This window comes from Pseudomonas sp. GW822-FHT04H02, assembly GCF_058800645.1.
Genome location: NZ_JBXAMM010000001.1, coordinates 1,113,333 through 1,131,614 on the forward strand (window position 1 = coordinate 1,113,333; position 18,282 = coordinate 1,131,614).

An 18,282-nucleotide genomic window follows, 5' to 3' on the forward strand; every position below is an offset into this window, starting at 1 on the left:
TCATCCTTGAGTGTCTTTACGTCACTGCGAGTGGTTGAGCCATGTCTCCAGCACCCGCCGGTCCAGCTCTTCCCAGTCGGCCATGCCCAGGACCCGGGTGGTGTTCAGGCCACGCAGGTAGCCACGCAATTGATAGGCGGCGATCCGCAGGCTTTGCGGGTCGGCGCTGCTGTCACCCAGCACCTGTTCGTACTCCACCAGGTAGTCCGCCACCCGCTCACGGAATTCCGGGAGGACGGCGTCGCGAATCAAGTCAAAGGTGCGCATGGGGAATTCCTTTTTTTAGTTGTAGTCGGGCTGCCAGGCAGTCTGCCCGGGGGGCAACTATCGGTTCAAGTAATAGTGACAATCAAGCAACGCAAGTTCTGCTTTGGGCGCCAACCATGGACAATCGCCCCCGACCCAAAACCATGACCGCAACGGCAGCGCCCGTGACGCTGAACCGTTGCGCACCGAACCAGGCTGTACATTTCAGGACTTACCGATGCGCCCTCTATTTGCTCCCGCCATGACCCTGGCCACCTTGCTGCTGGCCGGTTGCGCCACCGCGCCCAACGACCCGACCCTGGTCATGCAGACCCGGAAAACCCCGGCTGAATATGCCGAGTGCGTGGTGCCCAAGCTGCAAGGCAACGCCCAGAGCCCGACGGTTTCCCAGACCCAGCGTGGTTTTCGCATTGTCGTTGCCAGCAAGGTGGCGGCAGACAACGTACTGGAAGCCTACAAGGCGCCCAATGGCGGCAAGGTGTTCCTCTACGAGCGGCACTTGCTGGCCTCCAGCTTCGCCCCGTCGAGCTTCGAACGCGCGGCCCAGGAGTGCCTGTAGCCAGCCGTGTTAAACCGCCTCTTTCAGTAACTTCTCGATCTGCGCCAGCTCCCAGGTACTGAGCAGGCTCACCGGGTCGGTGCCGAAGCGTTGCCGCGTATCGAGCTGCCAGACATCGCCTTCGGCGCTGCGGCAGCTCTGGCAGTGATGCAGATGCCGGCCATCGAAATCCAGCAGCAACTGCCAACCCTCGATATCCACCTGCACCTGGCCAGCGCCCGAATGGCTGGCGCCGGGCCGTAGGGGGTAAACGCCAAGGGCGGCATCGCGCAGGCGCTGGCAGACATCTCGGGCATTCAGGCAGGGCATGGGGCTCTCGCGGGCAGTGCAGGGACAAAGGCGCTCAGCATATCCATCGACTGCGTGGGTGCAAGTGCTGATTGGTCGCTGTCCGACGCTGGCCCGGGCCAGTGGCTGGCGAACTCACTGCACGCCTGAAATGGCGCCGCAAAGCCCTGGGCCTTGCGGCAACCCCTCGATCAGAAGCTGTAGTCGGCGGTGACGAACAACGAGCGCGGTTCACCCATCAGCCATTGCTGGCCGCTGTTCTGTTGCGCCGCGGCATAACGCCGGTCCAGCAGGTTGTTCACCTGCAGGCCCAGGCGCACGTCGGGCAGGGCCTGCCAGCCGAGGTTGGCATCCAGCACCGTGTAGCCGGGTACATCGACGCTATTGGCGGTGTTGGCATAACGCGCATCGACGTAGCGCAGGCCCATGCCGGCTTCCAGGCTCGGAGCCAGGGCCTTGTTCAGCCACAGGTTGGCGGTGCGTCGCGGCACGTTGGTGGGGCGATTGCCGGCCCGGGACACCGCTTTGCCAGAGACCACCTCATCGAAGTCGTCGTACTCGGCACGCACCACCGAGGCGTTGGCCGAGACTTGCCAGCCGTGATCCAGGGCCAGCTCCAGCGAGGTTTCCAGGCCGTCGGCGGATTGCTGGCCGACCTGCTGCGCCAGGCGGGTCACCGGATCGGTGGTCAAGAGCTTTTTCTTGACGATGTGGTAGGCCGCCAGGGTCCATTCGCCACGGCCGTTCCAGAACTGCTGCTTGAGCCCGAACTCGGTCTGCTTGGCTTCGGTCAGGTCCATCTGCAACTGGCTCGGGTTGAGGCTGATCAGGTTGCTGACCCCGTCTTCACTGGTGGAGTACTGGCCGTACAGCGACAGTTGATCGGTGACCGCGAACACCAGGCCGGCGCGCCAGTTGCCGCCGGTGAGGCTGCGATCGGTGCGGGTGCCGGCGCGCAGATCACTGCGATCGATATGGTTCTGGTCGCGGCGGATGCCGGTCACCAGCGACCAGCGCTCCGACAGTTGCAGGCGGTTTTCCGCAAACAGGGCGAAAGTGCGGGTGCTGCTGTCGGTCTGGGGCGAGAAGGGCGAGCGGCTCTGGAAGTAGCCCGGTGCCGGGTTCCACGGGTCGATATAGTCGCTACCGATATCCTTGTAGGGCGAGTTGTTGGCCACGCCGAAGCGAATCCTGTTGTACTCCAGGCCGACCACGGTCCTGCTGTCCAGGCCGAACAGCGAGTGGTTGAAGGTGAAGCTCTGGCGATCGCCGATCTGCTCCTGATCGTGCTTGATCTCCAGGTAGTCGCCGCGCAGCAACTGCTCCCGGGAGCTGACCCAGTTGTAGGCTTCGGCGTTGCGCCAGTGGCGGCGGCTCTTGATGTAGTAGAGCTGGTTGCTGGCGCTGAGGTTGTCGCTCAGGGTCCAGTCGGTGTTGAGCCGGGTCCATTCGTCGTTGTAGCGCTGCACGGCGTTGCGCAGGTTGTAGTTCTTGGCCCGCAGGCTGTCGCGGTATTGGCCGGCAATCAGCGGCGTGCCGAAATAGCTGGCGGGTTCGCTTTCACCGCGTTCATGGGCCAGGGTGAAACCGAGGTCGTCGGTGGCTTGCCAGCGTAGCGCCGCGCTGAGTGCCAGGCTGCGTGACTGGCCCTGGTCGACCCAGCCATTGCTCTGCTGCTGGTTCAGGGTCAGGCGGTAGCTCAGGGTGTCGGTCAGCGAGCCGCCGCTGTCCAGGCCCAGTTGCTGGCGATCATGGGAGCCATAGCCCAGGCGCAGGCGGTTGTGGATCTCACCGTCGAAGGGCTTCTTGGCAATCACGTTGATCACCGCGCCGGTGGCGCCTTCCCCGTACAGCACCGAGGCCGGGCCGCGGATCACGTCGATGCGCTCGACCATCCACGGGTCCACCGGGAAGGTCTGGCTGCCGGCGCCGGTGTACAGGCGCGCGCCGTCGAACAGGGTCATCACCGAGGAGTGCCCGGTAAAGCCGCGGGCCGACAGTGCGGTATTGCCGTTGCCCGGGGTGGCGATGCTGGTGATGCCGGGGGAGCGGGTGACGGCATCCTGCACCGTGAGGTTGTTGCGGTTGCTGATGGCGTCGTTGCCCAGGCTGCTGGTGCTGGCCGGAGTCTCCAGGGCCGTGAGGTTCAGCCGCGAGCCGGCGGGCAGGGGCGTGTCCAGAGAGGTTTGCGGGGCGCTGGAGACTCCGCTCACTTGGGTCTCGGGCAAGACCAGGGAGGTTTTCTGGTCAGCCAGTGCCAGGGCCGGGTAGGCCATGCAAGGCAGGAGGGTGAAACACAGCGAGGGGCTCGCCAGGTGTTGCAGCAAGGAGGTGCGGGACATGCGATTCCTACTACTTGTAAGGAATGAATGAATCCCGGAGGGAACAACGCATAGGGAATCGCGGGCAGCCGCGCCCACGAAAACCGGACTGCGCCCGCCCACCGCGGGGTTGTCAAACGAAGTTGCAGGCCGGTCTCCGGGCTTGCGAGGGTCATGAGGCATTCACCTTCCCATGCCTTGGCACAGTGGTCTGTCGAATGCTTCGCTCGCTTACCGTTGCGGGGGCAGCGCCGGACTGATCATCGAAATGACGCACCGGCTTCCCGTTTAACCCCATGCACGGCGGCATGGGACACCTGAAACTGGCGCGCATATGAGCACTGCCGAGCCCTTGCGTCAATGGCATGTGGCCAGCTACGGCGGCGGTTTCAGCGCTTTATGCCAGGCAAGTCAATATATTGACCTATTTTTCCTGGCGCTTAAATAATCAACAAATATCGACGCATTATTGACGATTTTGCTTTTCTGACCCAGTATGTCGGCGCTGAGCGATTGATTATCTTGAGTTTTTTTTGACGCCAAAGCGCTGAACTCTGCTCCGAAAATAGGCGAAACAGCCTATGGCGCAGAGCAGCCACTAAAAAATGACGGCCAGGATGGCAAGTAGCCAGGGCTGATCCGTTGGCTGTGCTAGCTTCAGACGGCGTAGCCGCGATATTTCTCTTTGGAATGATCTATGTCTGCCGAACGGATACTGGTTACTGGGGGCGCTGGTTTTATCGGTTCTCACCTCGTGGATGCACTGCTGGCCAAGGGTTATGCGGTGCGGGTTCTGGACGACCTTTCCACGGGCAAGGTCGGCAATCTGCCCATGGGCGATGCTGGCCTGGAACTGCTGGTGGGGGATGCCGCCGATGCGGCACTCCTGGCGGATGCCGTTCAGGGCTGCGATGCCGTGGTGCATCTGGCTGCTGTGGCGTCGGTCCAGGCTTCGGTCGAAGACCCGGTGGCCACCCACCAGAGCAATTTCATCGCCACCCTGCGCCTGTGCGAGGCGATGACCGCGGCCGGTATCCGCCGCGTGGTGTTCGCCTCCAGTGCGGCGGTCTATGGCAATAACGGCGAGGGCACGCCGATTGCCGAAGACACCCCCAAATCTCCCCTCACGCCCTACGCGGCGGACAAGCTCGCCAGCGAGTACTACCTGGACTTCTACCGCCGCCAGCATGGGCTGGAACCGGTGATCCTGCGCTTTTTCAATATCTTCGGCCCGCGCCAGGACCCTTCATCGCCGTACTCCGGGGTGATCAGCATTTTCAGCGAGCGGGCCAAGGCCGGGCGGCCCATCACCCTGTTCGGCGATGGCGGGCAGACCCGCGACTTCGTCTATGTCGCGGATCTGGTGAAGATCCTGGTGCAGGGCCTGGAATGCCCCGCGCCGGCAGCCGATGCCACCAATGTCGGGCTCGGCGGGGTGACCACCCTCAACGATCTGATTGGCGCCCTGCAGCAGATCAGCGGCAAGCCGCTGCAGGTGAGCCACGGCGCGACCCGCTCCGGGGATATCCGCCATTCCAAGGCCGACAACCGCCGCTTGCGCGAGCGCTTCGACCTGGGCACGCCCAGCAGCCTGGCCGAGGGCCTGGAACGGCTTTACCGCAGCCTTTAGTTCGTTGCCTTAGGGGCGCGCCATGGCGGCTGCCCTAGAGCCTGATGTTGTGCAGATTGATCTACTGAAGAGTGAGTTATGGATATCGAGTTTCGCAGGGGGCATGTCTGCAAAGTGGTTCGACGCCTGTTTACCGCATTGGCCTTGTGTGCCACCAACACCCTGGTGCAGGCCGCGCCCGCGGCGCCCGCCAGTGTCGGGTTCTGGTACGCCGAGCAGCCACCCTTGCAGGAGCTGGCGCAGTTCGAATGGGCAGTGGTCGAGCCCGGCCATATGGCCAGCGCCGATGTCGCCACCTTGCGCAAGCTCGGCAGCCAGCCGTTCGCCTACCTGTCGGTAGGGGAGTTCGACGGCAACCGCGCTGCCCTGGCCAAGCAGGCCCTGGCCCAGGGCGCGAGCCCCGTGCGCAACAAGGCCTGGGACAGCCAGGTGATGGACATCGCCACCCCGGCCTGGCGCGAACACCTGTTCAAGCGTGCCAAGGCGTTGCAGGACCAGGGCTACGCCGGCCTGTTCCTGGACACCCTGGACAGTTTCCAGTTGCTCCCCGAGGCCGATCGCGAACCGCAACGCAAGGCCCTGGCCTCGTTCCTGCGGGAACTGCACAGCCGGCTGCCCAACCTCAAGCTGTTCTTCAACCGGGGCTTCGAGGTACTGGGCGAGCTCGATGGCGTCGCCTCGGCCGTGGCGGTGGAATCCATCCACGCCGGCTGGGATGCCTCGGCCAAGCGTTACCGCCCGGTTTCCGAAGCCGACCGCACCTGGCTTGAAGGCGAACTCAAGCCGCTGCGCGCACGCAACATCCCGCTGGTGGCCATCGATTACCTGCCGGCCAACCGTCGGGAAGAGGCACGCAAGCTGGTCCGGCAATTGAGCCAGGAAGGCTTTATACCGGTGGTCACCACCCCGGACCTCAACGCCCTGAGCATGAGCACGGTGGAAGTCCAGCCGCGGCGCATCGCCATGCTCTATGACCCGCGCGAAGGGGAACTCTACGATCACGCCGGGCACCGCATGCTCGGTGGCCTGCTGGAATACCTGGGTTACCGGGTGGACTACTTCCCGGTGGACGACAGCCTGCCTGCCTACAGCTTCGCCGGCCTTTACGCCGGGGTGGTGCTGTGGATGACCAGCGGCCCGCCCGAGGACAGCCGTGCCTTCTATAGCTGGGTCGGCCAGCGCCTGGATGAGCAGGTGCCCCTGGCGATCATGGCCGGCCTGCCGATCGAGGACCGGGCGCTGCTCAAGCGCCTGGGGCTGAACCTGGCGGCGCCGGGGGCTCGCGATGCCCTGCATGTGCTGAGCCAGGACAAGAGCCTGATCGGCGCCTTCGAGGCTCCGGTGGTGGCGCGCAGCCGCGAACTGACCCGCGTGAGCCTGCTGCCCGACGGGCCGAAACCAGCCCTGGTGCTGGGCGATGACAAGGGCGGCAAGTACGTCCCGGTGGCCACCGCCGCCTGGGGCGGCATGGCCCTGGCCCCCTATGTGGTGGAGGCCAATGTGGAGCGCAGCCGCTGGATCCTCGACCCGTTCGCCTTTATCCAGAAGGCCCTGCGCCTGCCGTCCCAGCCACGCCCGGACACCACCACCGAGAACGGTCGGCGGATCGCCACGGTGCATATCGACGGTGACGGTTTCCCGTCCCATGCCGAAGTGCGTGGCACCCCGTATTCCGGGCGCCAGGTGCTGGACGACTACATTCGTCCCAACCCGTTCCTGACCTCGGTCTCGATCATCGAAGGCGAAGTCGGGCCCAAGGGCATGTCGCCGTTCCTGGCGCGGGAGCTTGAGCCCATCGCCCAGGAGATCTTCGCCGACCCCAAGGTCGAAGTGGCCACCCACACCTACAGCCACCCGTTCTACATGCAGCCGGAGAAGGCCAAGAAGGACGAGGATTTCCACGCCGAATACGGCCTGCGCCTGAATATCCCGGGGTACAAGACCCTGGATTACAAGCGCGAGATCCTCGGCTCGCGGGACTACATCAACAGCCGCCTGACCACCGCGCAGAAACCGGTGAAGCTGGTCTTCTGGCCGGGGGATGCGCTGCCCAGCGCCGAGACCATCAAGCTGGCCTACGACGCCGGGCTGAAAAACGTCAACGGCGGGCAGACCATTCTGACCAAGGCCAACTCATCGCTCACCGGCCTGTACCCGCTGTTGCGGCCGACCTCGGGCGGCTTGCAGTACTACGCTCCGGTGATCAACGAGAACATGTACACCAACCTCTGGAAAGGCCCGTACTACGGCTTTCGCGATGTGATCGACACCTTCGAGCTGACCGATAGCCCACGGCGCCTGCGCGGCATCCACCTGTACTACCACTTCTATTCGGGCACCAAGCAGGCGTCGATCAAGGCCATGACCGACATCTACCAGTTCATGCGTGGCCAGCAGCCGCTGTCATTGTGGATGAGTGACTACCTGGACCGGGTCCACGGCCTGTACCAGGCAAGCCTGGCGCGGACCGCCAATGGCGACTGGCAGGTACGCGGCATGGACGGCCTGCGCACCTTGCGCCTGGACCCGGCGCTGGGTTGGCCGGACCTCGGCCGCTCGGTGGGGGTGGCCGGGGTGCGCGACTTGCCCCAGGGGCGCTATGTAGCCTTGAGCAGCGATCATGCGCTGTTGGCCCTGCGCCCCGAGCGCGATCCGCGCCCGGCACTGGAGCTGGCCAATATTCCCCTGCGCGACTGGCGCTATGTCAATGACCGGCAGGTGAGCTTCTCCTTTGCCGGCCAGTTCAACCTGGAATTCTCGGTGCGTTCGGCCAGCGCCTGTCGGGTCGAGGTCCAGGGCCAACGCTACGCCGGCAAGTCCGAACAGGGCCTGTGGCATTTCCAACTTCCCATGAAGCAGGTGAGTGATGCCCAACTCCTCTGCAACTAAGGCCAAGGCGCCCAGCGCGCGGCTGCTCAACCCCTGGGCCTTGCTGCTGGTGGCGATCGCCGTCGGCGTGCTGCTGTGGGCAACCTTTCGCAATGAAGAGGCGTTCCGCCCCAAGGGCGGGCAGCCGGACGAAGTGTCGGCCAGCTACGCCGAGGTGCTGCTGGCCGCACACCCGGAAAACAATGAGCTGCGCACCCAGCTGCTCGACCTGCTGATTCAGCTGGGGGACTACCCCAAGGCGGAAAAACACCTGGCCCAGTGGCAGCGGCCCGATCCGGCGCTCAAGGCCTACTACCGCTTGCAGCTCGATGCCCTGGCGCTGAACAACAGCACCGACAGCGCGGCCCTGCAGGCCCTGGCCGAACGTTTCAAGGCCTTTGACTACAAGCCGCTGCCATCGCCGCAACTCGAGCGCCTGGCCACTTTGGCCCTGAGCGCCCAGGCCCCGGGGCTGGCGGCGGATGCCTATGCCGAGCTGGCGCGGCGCGACCCGACACGGCGCGAGCAGTGGCTGCCTGAAGCCGCCAAGTGGTACCAGGCCAGCGAACAGCCGGGGCGCGCGGCCGATCTCTATGTGCAGTTGCTCGATGCCAGCCAGACCCCCGAGGCGCGTCGGCAGTTTCTGCAACAGGCCTTCACCACCCTGGTGGCGGCCGATCGCGGCGATCAGGCAGTGGAGCTGCTGGCCCGAGAGCTGGCCGCACAGCCGGACGTGGCATTCGAACCGGCGCTGCTGGACCGCGGCGTGGATGTGGCCGTGGCGCACAACCGCGTGGACCTGGCGGAACAGTTCTTCAGTGCCTGGCGCAAGGTACAGCCCGACAGCCCGGAAATCCTCGCCAAGGAATTCAAGCAGCGCCTGGCCTTCGGTGACCTGGCCGGCGCCCATGCGGTGGGCCTGCAACTGCTCGAACAGCGGCCGGATGACCCGCAGTTGCTGGAGCAGATGGCCCATCTCGCCGAATGGCAGGGCGACTCGGCCGCCGCCCTGGGCTACTGGATCAGCCTGAGCACGCTAAGCAAGGACCCGGCGCAGTTCGAGCACACCTGGCGCCTGGCGATGCAGACCTACGACTTCGACCGGGGCATCCCACTGCTGGCGGGGATCATGGACAGCCGCGCCCTGACCAACGTCGAGCTCGATGCCCTGGTCTACGCGCAAGAGTCCAGGGGGACACCCGAGGAGGCAGAAAAGTGGCTGCGCCGCTATGTCGCCAAATACCCGAAACAGCGTCTGGCCTGGGTGCGTCTGTTGCAGAACCTGGAAAACACCGAGCAGTACCCGCAGCGCCTGGTGGTCTGGAACCAGTTCGCCAAGCGCTATCCGCTGACCAGCACCGAACGTGTGGACTGGGCCAACAACCACCTCAAGCTGTTCGATAGCCAGGGGGCCTGGAAAGTCATCACCGCGGTGGATGGCAACAAGATCAAGGACTTCAACTACTGGCAGTCCCGCGCCGCCCTGGCCTGGGACCTGGAACTGGACGACGAGCTGCAGCTGGCGCTGGAGAAGATGCTGGCGATCAAGGGCTCACTCAATACAGGCGACGAAAGCGAGCTGATTGCCCTGTATCGCACCCGCGATCCGCGCAAGGCCCTGCAATTGACCGTCGACAGCTGGCGCCAGGGCCACAGCCCGCAGCGCCTGGTGGCCGCCCTGCAACTGGCCCAGGAACTCCAGGACTGGCCTCTGGTGGTCGATTTGCTCAAGGAGGCCGAGCAGTACCCGGGGGCCAGCGACCAGTCCCAGGTGCTGGCCGCCCGCGCCGCGCTGGCGGTGCAGCAGGGCCAGACCGATCTGGCCCTGCGCCTGTATCAACAGGGCTTGAGCCGCTTCCCGGACGACAACACCTTCCGTGAGCGGCTGCTGTGGCTGTATGTCGATCTGGGCCGCACGGGCGAGATCAAGCCGCTGTTGCAGCAATGGCGCTCCCTGGCCCGCAGTGACAGCAGCCTGTGGCTGCCGTTCGCCGCCGCCAGCCAGTTGCTCGGGCGCAATACCGAGGCCCTGGCCTGGTATCGCCTGTACTTGCAGGCCAACCCCCGGGACTGGATGGTCCAGGCCGCCTATGCCGATGCCCTGGAGGGCGCCGGTTATGCCGACTCGGCCCAGCGCTTGCGCCTGCGGCTCGATCGCCAGGTCAGCCCGGAGCAGATCCGCGCCACGCCCCAGGGCTATGCCACCTGGCTGCGCCTGCTGGCCAGCAGCTATTCGTCACGCAAGGCGCAGAACAAGGCCATGCAATGGCAGGACGGTTCCAAGCCGATGCTGCAGCTGTGGTTCGATCAGTTCCTCGCGCGCCTGGATGACCTCAATCAGTCGGCGCAAAAGGATGAGTGGCTGGCCTGGGCCCGCAGCCGCGGTCTGAAGGTCAGCCGCTACGAGCAGATCCAGGAAGCCCTGCGCGGCAGCAATCGCCAGGCCCTGGAGCGCCTGGTGGCCAGCGGCGACCTGGACCCGGCGCAGCAGGTCGAGGCCTTGAACAGCCTGGGTCGCAGCGGCGAAGCGCTGGCGGTGGGCCTTTCGGCACTGGGTGACGAGCAACCGGCGGCGCTGCGCGAGCAACTGCGCCGCCAGGCCATCGAGATGACGGAGCGCACGCCCCAGGGTATGCAAATCGCCTGGGAGCGCCAGGACTACGGCGGCCTGGTGTTCAACGGCCCGCGCCTGACCGCCGCGCGCTATCTGAACGACAACTGGTACGCCAAGCTGGTCCTGGAGCAGGGCCGCTACAGCGGCGATGTACTGGATGAGTCGCGCCTGGGCAATGAGACCAATACCGAACTGACCTTGCAGCGCCAGCTGGAGAACGGCAACTACAAGCTGATCTTCGACAGCAGCCTGCGCAAGGACGATGACCGCAACGGCCTGGGTGCCAGCCGCACCTGGCAACTGGACAGCGGCAACGAGCTGGACGTCGGTGCCGACTGGCACCGCAAGAACGAGGACAGCGGATACATGCGCACCTTCGGCCAGCAGGATGATGTCTGGGTGGGCGGCCGGCATCGCTATTCGGCCCGTGACCAGTTGTCCTGGAACCTGGCCCAGCGCTGGTTCTCGACCCGCGGCGGCGATGACCTGGGCAGCGGCCAGGCGTTGAAGATCGAGTTCGACCACACCTTGCAGTTCGAAGGGCCGAACTGGGAATTGCGCAGCGGTATCGACTACCAGCAGAACAGCCTGAACAACCGTTCGCTGCCCGACCTGGCCAATACCCTGGGCGGAGGCATCGATCTGGCCGGGGCCGATCTCGACAATCCGGAGCAGATCACCAGCCAGACCCTGCTGCAGAAGCGCTACGGCCAGCTGTTCTTCGGCAGTTCCTGGCGGCGCGGTTTCCCGGGGGCGCTGAACCGCACACGGGGGCAATACACCTGGCTGGTGGATGTCAGCACCGGCTGGCAGTGGACCGACAACACTATCAACTACGCCATCAGTACCGGTGTCGGCACCGAGGTGATAGGGGATGACGAATTGGCAGTGACCCTTGGCTACCAGTCCGCGCCGCAAGGCGGGGCAGGCAAGTCCGGGGGCACTGCAGGTGTCAGCTACAGCGTGCGTTTCGGACGCTGATCATGGAATTCAAAGAGGAGTAAACCTTATGCAATCCATTCGTTGCGTGAGTCTGGCAATGGTCGCCTTGCTGATGGCCGGGTGCAGCAGCTTCACCGGGCAAAGCAGCCCCGAGTTGTCCAAGAGTGCGCGCTGGGGCGTGCTGCCGCTGGTCAACTATTCCCAGACACCCCAGGCCGGCGAGCGCAGTGAGCAGATTCTGCTCAGCGTGCTGAGCAGCCGCGGCCTGCAACCCCAGGTCTACACCGGTACGGCGGGGCAGGGCGAACAGGCCCTGCTCGACGACAACGAGCGTCTGGCCGGGGCCATGGACTGGGCCCGGGAGCAGAAGCTCGACTATGTGGTGTCCGGCAGCGTCGAGGAGTGGCAGTACAAGAACGGCCTGGATGGCGAACCGGCGGTGGGCATCAGCCTGCGGGTGGTCGAGGCCGGTACCGGCAAGGTGCTGTGGAGCAATAGCGGGGCCCGCGCCGGCTGGTCCCGGGAAAGCCTGGCCGGGGCCGCCCAGAAGGTGCTCGACAAACTTGTCGGTGACCTTCGGATCGAGTGACTGCCATGAACTCTCCACACATGGACTATGCGCTGGCGCCCCGCGCCAGCGGTCCGGCGTCCTGGCTGGAAACCTTTCTGGTGACCGCCCTGGTCATCGGCGTCGGCCTGTGGCTGGCCCCCGAGGACCCCTTGCAGGTGCAGGGCGAGTTTCCCTGGTCGGTGCTGGCGCCGCTGCTGCTGGGGGTGCGCTACGGGTTTGTCCGCGGCCTGATCAGTGCCAGCCTGCTGGTAGCGGCGTTCTTTGCCCTGCGTCATTCGGGGCTGGCGAGCTACGCCCAGGTCGCGCCGTCCTACATTGTCGGCGTACTGGTCTGCGGCATGCTGGTGGGCGAGGTGCGCGACCTCTGGGAGCGGCGTTTGCTGCGCTTGCAGATGGCCAACGAGTACCGCCAGTACCGGCTCGATGATTTCACCCGGGCGCACCAGATTCTGCGGGTCTCCCATGACCGCCTGGAGCAGCGCCTGGCGGGCAGCGACCAGAGCTTGCGCAGTTCCCTGCTGGGCCTGCGTGATCGGCTGCGCGCGGCGCCCAATGGCGGCGACCCGCTGAGCCTGCTGGCCGAGCCGGTGCTGACCCTGCTCGGCCAGTACGGCTCGCTGCGGGTGGCCGGGCTGTACCGGGTGGAGCAGGGCGCCAGTGCGGCGCCACAGCTGAGCCTCTTGGCCTCGATCGGCACCATGGGGCCCCTGGACAGCCAGGACCTGCTGGTGCGTATGTGCCTGGAGCGCGAGGAGCTGGTGAGTGTGCGTGAGGAGCTGCTGGATAGCGGCGCCCAGGCCTCGGTGTCGTCCTTGCAGGCCTGTGTTCCGCTGGTGGACACCCAGGGCCAGGTGCTGGCGATTCTGGCGGTGCGGCAGATGCCGTTCTTTGCCTTCCAGGAACGCACTCTCAGCCTGCTGGCCCTGCTGGCCGGACATATCGCCGATCTGTTGCATCCGGACCCGCAGGTTTTGCAACTGCAGAGCGCCGATGCCCAGCACTTCACCCGCCAACTCAAGCGTTCACTGGTGGATGTCGAGCGCCACGGCCTGTCCGGTTGCCTCTATGCCTTCGAGCTGACCCAGCCCAATGATGAACTGGCGCGGCTGTTCGAGCGCAGCCAGCGAGGCCTGGACCTGCACCTGAGCCTGGCCAATGCACGCGGGCACGAACTGTTGCTGGTGCTGTTGCCGCTGACCAGCGCCGAGGGCGCCCAGGGCTACCTGGCACGCCTGGGCAAGCTGGTCCACGAACACTTCGGCATGAGCGTGGAGCTGGCCGGCCTGGGGGTCAAGGTACTTCCCTACGACCTGGAGTCGGCCCGGCAACGCGATGGGCTGCGTAACTTCCTGTACAACGAGTGTGGCCTGAATGATCAGCAAGTGGCTGTTTAGCGGAGCGCTGTTTTTCGAGATCGGCAGCTGGGCCAGCCTGACGGCGCAGTTGCCCGACCTGCAGACCGCGCTGCTGTATGCAATGACCCATGGCATCGCCTGTGGCCTGCTGACCGCGGCGGTCTGGCTGCTGCTGCCGGCGCGTTATCGCCGGCCGTTGCCATGGAGCCCGCTGTTCATCTTCAGCCTGGCGTTCTTTGTGCCGCTGATCGGGGCCGTCGGGGTGATTGCCGCGATCTTTCCGGCGCTGTACCTGCCGCGCAAGCGCGAGGCGCAGACGTGGCAGGCGGTGGGCATTCCAGACCTGCCGTTTCGCGCTCAGACTCAACTGCATTCGCCCACCTTCGGTGACAGCGGGCTGCAGGATGTCTTGCGTCATGCGCCGGACCCCGACCAGCGCCTGGCGGCCTTGCTCGCCACCCGGCGGATGCCGGGCAAGGAAGCGGTGCCGATCCTCAAGCTGGCCCTGGGTGACCCGAGCGACGATGTGCGGCTGTTGGCGTATTCGATGCTCGACAAGCAGGAAACCGACATCAACCAGCGGATCCAGTCCTCCCTGGAACAACTGCCCGGCGCGGCGCCGCAGAAGGCCGGAGCCTTGCACGCGACGCTGGCCCGCTGGTACTGGGAATTGGCTTACCTGGGCCTGGCCCAGGGCAGTGTGCAGCAGCACGTGCTGGGCCAGGCCGGCGAACATGCCGAACAGGCGCTGAAGCTGGGGGAGGGCGGCGAGCTGCTGTTGCTGGCCGGGCGCATCGCCCTTGAACGCGGTGACGTCGGCAAGGCGCGCCTGCACATGCACCAGGCCGAGGAGGCGGGCATGGACTCGGCCAAGGTCCTGCCGTTCCGCGCCGAAATCGCCTTTGAAACCGGCCGCTATGCCGAGATTCCCGGGCTGCTGCGAAGCCTGCCGGCGCAAATGCAGCAACGTCCGCCCTTTGCCGGGCTGGTAAGGACCTGGACATGAAGAAAACCCCCGACTCAACCCCCATCGCCGATGTCTGCCTGCTGCTCGAGGGCACCTGGCCCTATGTGCGTGGTGGCGTGTCCAGCTGGATCCACCAGATGATCCTCGGCCTGCCGCAGCTGCAGTTTTCGGTGCTGTTCATTGGCGGCCAGCGCGAGGCCTATGGTCAGCGCCGCTATGAGATTCCGGCCAACGTCGTGCATATCGAAGAGGTGTACCTGGAAGAGGCCTGGCGCAACCCCAGGCACAAGCGCGAGGCCCACAGCGCGTCCCTGGAGGAACTGAGCAACCTGTACCGCTACCTGCACAACCCGCAGAAGCCCGCCGCCGAGCTGGGCATCGAAGTGCTGGCATCCCTGGCCCAGGGGCGCATCACCCTGGACGACGTGCTCTACAGCCGGCCCAGCTGGGAAGCGCTGACCGAAGGCTACGAGCAGCACTGCGCCGATCCGTCCTTCGTCAACTACTTCTGGACCCTGCGCACCATGCAGTCGCCCTTGCTGATGCTGGCCAATGCCGCCCGGCACATGCCGCGGGCCCGGGTGCTGCACTCGATTTCCACCGGCTACGCCGGGCTGGTGGGCTGCATTCTCAAGCAGTTGTGGGGCTGCCAGTTCCTGCTCAGCGAGCACGGGATCTACACCAAGGAGCGCAAGATCGACCTGGCCCAGGCCAGCTGGATCGCCGAAAGCAGCAACCAGGCGCTGAACGACAGCATGGATTCCGGCTCCGGCTATATCCGCATGCTCTGGGTGCGTTTCTTCGAACGCATCGGGCATCTGGTCTATGAAAGCGCCGACCAGATCATTGCCCTGTACGACGGCAACCGCCAACGCCAGATCAAGGACGGCGCGCCCCCCGAGCGCACCCAGGTGATCCCCAACGGCATCGACCTGCAGCTCTGGACCCAGGCCCTGGAGGCCCGGGCCGAAGGCATTGCGCCGGTGGTCGGGCTGATCGGCCGGGTGGTGCCGATCAAGGACGTCAAGACCTTCCTGCGGGCCATGCGCGGGGTGGTCAGCGTGATGCCCGAGGTCGAAGGCTGGATCGTCGGGCCGGAAGAGGAAGACCCGGAGTACGTCGCCGAGTGCCGCAGCCTGGTGGCGAGCCTGGGGCTGGAGCAGAAGGTACTGTTCCTGGGCTTCCAGAAAATCCAGGACATCCTGCCGCAACTGGGCCTGATGGTGCTGACCTCCATCAGCGAGGCCCAGCCCCTGGTGATTCTCGAAGCCTGGGCTGCCGGCACGCCGGTGGTCAGCAGTGACGTGGGCTCCTGCCGCGAGCTGATCGAGGGCGGCGAGGCGGCCGACCGGGACCTGGGGCGGGCCGGGGAAGTGGTGGCGATCGCCGATCCGCAGGCCACCTCCCAGGCGATCATCGACCTGCTGCGCAGCCCCGCACGCTGGCAATCGGCCCAGGCGGCGGGCCTGTTGCGGGTACATCGCTACTACAGCGAGCGCTTGATGCTCGACCGCTATCGCACGCTCTATCAAACGGCCATCGGCACCCCACACAAGGAGGCTGTGTAAATGGCCGGCATCGGTTTCGAACTGCGCAAGATTCTGTCCCGCGACTCCTACACGGCGACCCTGCACGCCTATGTCTATGCCGGCCTGATCAGTTCCGGGCCCTGGGTGCTGTCGATCCTCAGCGTGATGCTGGTGGGGGTGATCAGCCTCGGGCTGGTGGTGCCGGAGGTCCTGATCCGCCAGTTCCTGATCACCGTCACCTACCTGATGGCCACGTCGCTGATCCTGACCGGCGGCCTGCAGCTGTTTTTCACCCGTTTCGTGTCCGACCGCCTGTTCGAGCGCAAGTACGAGCAGATCCTGCCGAACCTGGTGGGCGTACTCTTGCTGGTGACCCTGGGCTCCGGGGCGCTGGGCATCCTGCTGCTGGTGACCCTGTTCGACCAGGCGCTGATCTACCGCCTGCTGACCCTGGCCAACTTCGTGGTGCTGTGCAACCTGTGGCTGGTGATCATCTTCCTCTCGGGGATGAAGGCCTATAACCGCATCCTCCTGGTGATGCTGGTGGGGTATGGCTTGATGGTCGGCAGCGCCTTCTACCTGCGCTACATGGGCATGGAAGGGCTGTTGCTGGCGCTGCTGCTGGGGCACAGCACGCTGCTGTTCCTGTTTCTCTACGACATCCTGCGCGAGTACCGGGCCGAGAAGCTGGTGGCCTTCGACTTTCTCGACCGCCGCCAGGTGTTTGTCAGCCTGCTGCTGACCGGGCTTTGCTACAACCTGGGGATCTGGATCGACAAGTTCATCTTCTGGTTCAACCCGGAAACTTCGAGCCAGGTGATCGGGCCGATGCGCGCGTCAATTCTCTACGACCTGCCGATCTTCCTCGCTTACCTGGCGATCATTCCCGGGATGGCGGTGTTCCTGGTGCGCATCGAAACCGATTTCGCCGAGTGGTACGACCGCCTGTTCCGTGCCGTGCGCGATGGCGAGACCTTGCAGCACATCGGTTCGCTGAAGGCCGAGATGACCTTCTCGATCCGCCAGGGCCTGCTGGAAATCTGCAAGGTCCAGGGGCTGACGGTGGTCCTGCTGTTCCTCTTCGGCCCGCGCCTGCTGGAGTGGCTGGGGATGTCCAGCTACTACCTGCCGCTGTTCTACATCGACCTGATCGGGGTGAGCATCCAGGTGGTGTTCATGGCGATTCTCAACGTGTTCTTCTACCTCGACAAACGCGCCATCGTGCTGGAACTGTGCCTGCTGTTCGTGGCCCTCAATGCCGCCCTGACCCTGCTCAGCCTGCACCTGGGGCCGAGCTTCTTCGGCTATGGCTTTACCCTGTCGCTGCTGATCTGCGTGCTGCTGGGGCTGACGCGGCTGTCGACGGCGCTGGATGACCTGGAGTACGAGACGTTCATGCTGTCGCGTTGAGGAGCATCGGCAAGCGCGTGCTGCGGACCCGCGGCGGTGCTTTGCAGAGGCTTGCAGGATCGGGACGCCGGCTATGCCAACGCGGCCCGGGTTCTGCGCAGCACAGGGGCCGGTCAGGGAGCGTCGAGGTAGGATTTTCGCATTCTCTCCAGCGTGCCGTCCTTGCGCAGCCCCTCGACCGCCGCGCGCAGCTTGTGCACCAGTGTCGCATTGCAGTTTCTGGAGCAGGCCAGGTACAGATCGGTGCTCATAAAGACCGGACTGACCTGCAACGGCTGAGTCGACACCTTGCGCCAGATGCTCTGGGTTTCGGGAATGCCGTTGAACCAGGCGTCGACCCGTCCCATCAGCAGCAGTTGAGCCGGGTTCTCGCCAATTTCAAACGGATAGATCTGGTTGTCGCCAAAGCCTTCAGCCCGAAGCTTCTGCTCTTGGGCACTGCCTCGGCCAACGGCGATCCGAGCGAAGGTTTCCCGTGCCTGCTGCAGGGTTTCGACGCGCGTGTGCAGGCTGAAGAAGGCTCTGTCCATGGTCATGATGGGCGCGATCCAGGTGTAATCAGCCTCTCTTTCTGGCGTGCGCGACAGGGGAATGATCAGCTTGTCGACGCCTTTGCGTACGCTTTGCTGGGCTCGTGCCCAAGGCACTTCTATAAAGTGCAGCGTATAACCGGCCCGGGTCGCCGCTTCCAGCGTCGCGTCGCCGAGGATGCCATGCAGGCCGGACGGGTCCAGCATCGATAAAGGCGGCGCTTCGGCGATGTACAGGTCGAAGCTACGGGACTCGGCGCCAGACACTGAGGGCACCCAGGCCGTCAGAACGAGCAGCGTCGTCAGGATCAGCGCCCCCCGCTGGCGCAACGATTGGATCATATGAGTCATGGCAGTAACTCAACAAACAGTGGCATTTCATGCTCTCGGATTAACCCTGCGTATTCGACACGTGCAGAGACCGCCCCGCA

13 protein-coding genes and 1 riboswitch are annotated in these 18,282 nt (G+C 65.0%); of the genes, 9 read left to right on the forward strand and 4 right to left on the reverse strand.

Annotated features, from left to right (window positions below):
* Nucleotides 1–21: 21 nt before the first annotated feature.
* Nucleotides 22–267 carry a hypothetical protein gene (locus AC1RMG_RS05115; RefSeq protein WP_015635585.1) on the reverse strand — a complete coding sequence of 82 codons (246 nt, stop codon included), beginning with the start codon at nt 265–267 and terminating at the stop codon, nt 22–24.
* A gap of 217 nt (nt 268–484) precedes the next feature.
* On the opposite strand from AC1RMG_RS05115, the gene AC1RMG_RS05120 reads away from it, so the two are divergent.
* Nucleotides 485–826 (forward strand): lipoprotein, encoded by a 342-nt coding sequence (locus AC1RMG_RS05120; protein WP_015635586.1) that lies wholly within the window; start codon nt 485–487, stop codon nt 824–826.
* A gap of 9 nt (nt 827–835) precedes the next feature.
* On the opposite strand, the gene AC1RMG_RS05125 is transcribed toward AC1RMG_RS05120, so the two are convergent.
* Together AC1RMG_RS05125 and AC1RMG_RS05130 are read right to left on the reverse strand one after the other, a co-directional pair.
* The gene (locus tag AC1RMG_RS05125) at nt 836–1,135 is read right to left on the reverse strand and encodes a DUF7693 family protein (protein ID WP_015635587.1); all 300 of its coding nucleotides are present in this window, start codon (nt 1,133–1,135) and stop codon (nt 836–838) included.
* A gap of 170 nt (nt 1,136–1,305) precedes the next feature.
* On the reverse strand, nt 1,306–3,456 hold the full coding sequence (locus AC1RMG_RS05130) for a TonB-dependent siderophore receptor (RefSeq protein WP_125063100.1): 2,151 nt from the start codon (nt 3,454–3,456) through the stop codon (nt 1,306–1,308).
* A gap of 110 nt (nt 3,457–3,566) precedes the next feature.
* A riboswitch (cobalamin riboswitch) is annotated at nt 3,567–3,771 on the reverse strand.
* Between the two features lie 361 nt (nt 3,772–4,132).
* Between AC1RMG_RS05130 and AC1RMG_RS05135 the strand changes: the two genes are divergently transcribed.
* The 8 genes from AC1RMG_RS05135 (at nt 4,133) to pelG (ending at nt 17,321) form a co-directional block, all read left to right on the forward strand.
* Nucleotides 4,133–5,065 carry an NAD-dependent epimerase/dehydratase family protein gene (locus tag AC1RMG_RS05135; protein WP_011061259.1) on the forward strand — a complete coding sequence of 311 codons (933 nt, stop codon included), beginning with the start codon at nt 4,133–4,135 and terminating at the stop codon, nt 5,063–5,065.
* A 78-nt stretch (nt 5,066–5,143) separates the two neighbouring features.
* Complete coding sequence (locus AC1RMG_RS05140; protein ID WP_015635589.1) at nt 5,144–7,954, forward strand: bifunctional glycoside hydrolase/polysaccharide deacetylase family protein; 2,811 nt, start codon at nt 5,144–5,146, stop codon at nt 7,952–7,954.
* Nucleotides 7,932–11,528, forward strand: a complete 3,597-nt coding sequence (locus tag AC1RMG_RS05145) for a tetratricopeptide repeat protein (RefSeq protein WP_493168578.1) — start codon at nt 7,932–7,934, stop codon at nt 11,526–11,528. The genes AC1RMG_RS05140 and AC1RMG_RS05145 overlap by 23 nt, the downstream gene beginning before the upstream one ends.
* Before the next feature lie 28 nt (nt 11,529–11,556).
* The gene (locus AC1RMG_RS05150; protein ID WP_053151645.1) at nt 11,557–12,078 is read left to right on the forward strand and encodes a transporter; all 522 of its coding nucleotides are present in this window, start codon (nt 11,557–11,559) and stop codon (nt 12,076–12,078) included.
* Nucleotides 12,079–12,083: 5 nt separating this feature from the next.
* Entirely contained in the window at nt 12,084–13,454 is a 1,371-nt protein-coding gene (locus AC1RMG_RS05155; RefSeq protein ID WP_015635591.1) for a PelD GGDEF domain-containing protein, read from the forward strand.
* A complete protein-coding gene (locus tag AC1RMG_RS05160; protein ID WP_041752244.1) occupies nt 13,432–14,421 on the forward strand; it encodes a HEAT repeat domain-containing protein in 990 nt (329 codons plus the stop codon). The genes AC1RMG_RS05155 and AC1RMG_RS05160 overlap by 23 nt, the downstream gene beginning before the upstream one ends.
* The gene (gene pelF, locus AC1RMG_RS05165) at nt 14,418–15,950 is read left to right on the forward strand and encodes a GT4 family glycosyltransferase PelF (protein ID WP_161466819.1); all 1,533 of its coding nucleotides are present in this window, start codon (nt 14,418–14,420) and stop codon (nt 15,948–15,950) included. Before AC1RMG_RS05160 ends, pelF begins: the two co-directional genes overlap by 4 nt.
* A complete protein-coding gene (pelG, locus tag AC1RMG_RS05170) occupies nt 15,951–17,321 on the forward strand; it encodes an exopolysaccharide Pel transporter PelG (RefSeq protein WP_011061266.1) in 1,371 nt (456 codons plus the stop codon).
* A 113-nt stretch (nt 17,322–17,434) separates the two neighbouring features.
* Here the strand turns inward: pelG and AC1RMG_RS05175 are convergent, their stop codons facing one another.
* A complete protein-coding gene (locus AC1RMG_RS05175) occupies nt 17,435–18,202 on the reverse strand; it encodes a substrate-binding periplasmic protein (RefSeq protein WP_125063096.1) in 768 nt (255 codons plus the stop codon).
* Nucleotides 18,203–18,282: the final 80 nt, after the last annotated feature.

Bases quoted from the DNA above. Each gene is read 5' to 3' on its own strand.
- AC1RMG_RS05115 (WP_015635585.1), bottom strand. From the start codon at position 267: ATGCGCACCTTTGACTTGATTCGCGACGCCGTCCTCCCGGAATTCCGT.
- AC1RMG_RS05120 (WP_015635586.1), top strand. From the start codon at position 485: ATGCGCCCTCTATTTGCTCCCGCCATGACCCTGGCCACCTTGCTGCTG.
- AC1RMG_RS05125 (WP_015635587.1), bottom strand. From the start codon at position 1,135: ATGCCCTGCCTGAATGCCCGAGATGTCTGCCAGCGCCTGCGCGATGCC.
- AC1RMG_RS05130 (WP_125063100.1), bottom strand. From the start codon at position 3,456: ATGTCCCGCACCTCCTTGCTGCAACACCTGGCGAGCCCCTCGCTGTGT.
- AC1RMG_RS05135 (WP_011061259.1), top strand. From the start codon at position 4,133: ATGTCTGCCGAACGGATACTGGTTACTGGGGGCGCTGGTTTTATCGGT.
- AC1RMG_RS05140 (WP_015635589.1), top strand. From the start codon at position 5,144: ATGGATATCGAGTTTCGCAGGGGGCATGTCTGCAAAGTGGTTCGACGC.
- AC1RMG_RS05145 (WP_493168578.1), top strand. From the start codon at position 7,932: ATGCCCAACTCCTCTGCAACTAAGGCCAAGGCGCCCAGCGCGCGGCTG.
- AC1RMG_RS05150 (WP_053151645.1), top strand. From the start codon at position 11,557: ATGCAATCCATTCGTTGCGTGAGTCTGGCAATGGTCGCCTTGCTGATG.
- AC1RMG_RS05155 (WP_015635591.1), top strand. From the start codon at position 12,084: ATGAACTCTCCACACATGGACTATGCGCTGGCGCCCCGCGCCAGCGGT.
- AC1RMG_RS05160 (WP_041752244.1), top strand. From the start codon at position 13,432: ATGATCAGCAAGTGGCTGTTTAGCGGAGCGCTGTTTTTCGAGATCGGC.
- pelF (WP_161466819.1), top strand. From the start codon at position 14,418: ATGAAGAAAACCCCCGACTCAACCCCCATCGCCGATGTCTGCCTGCTG.
- pelG (WP_011061266.1), top strand. From the start codon at position 15,951: ATGGCCGGCATCGGTTTCGAACTGCGCAAGATTCTGTCCCGCGACTCC.
- AC1RMG_RS05175 (WP_125063096.1), bottom strand. From the start codon at position 18,202: ATGACTCATATGATCCAATCGTTGCGCCAGCGGGGGGCGCTGATCCTG.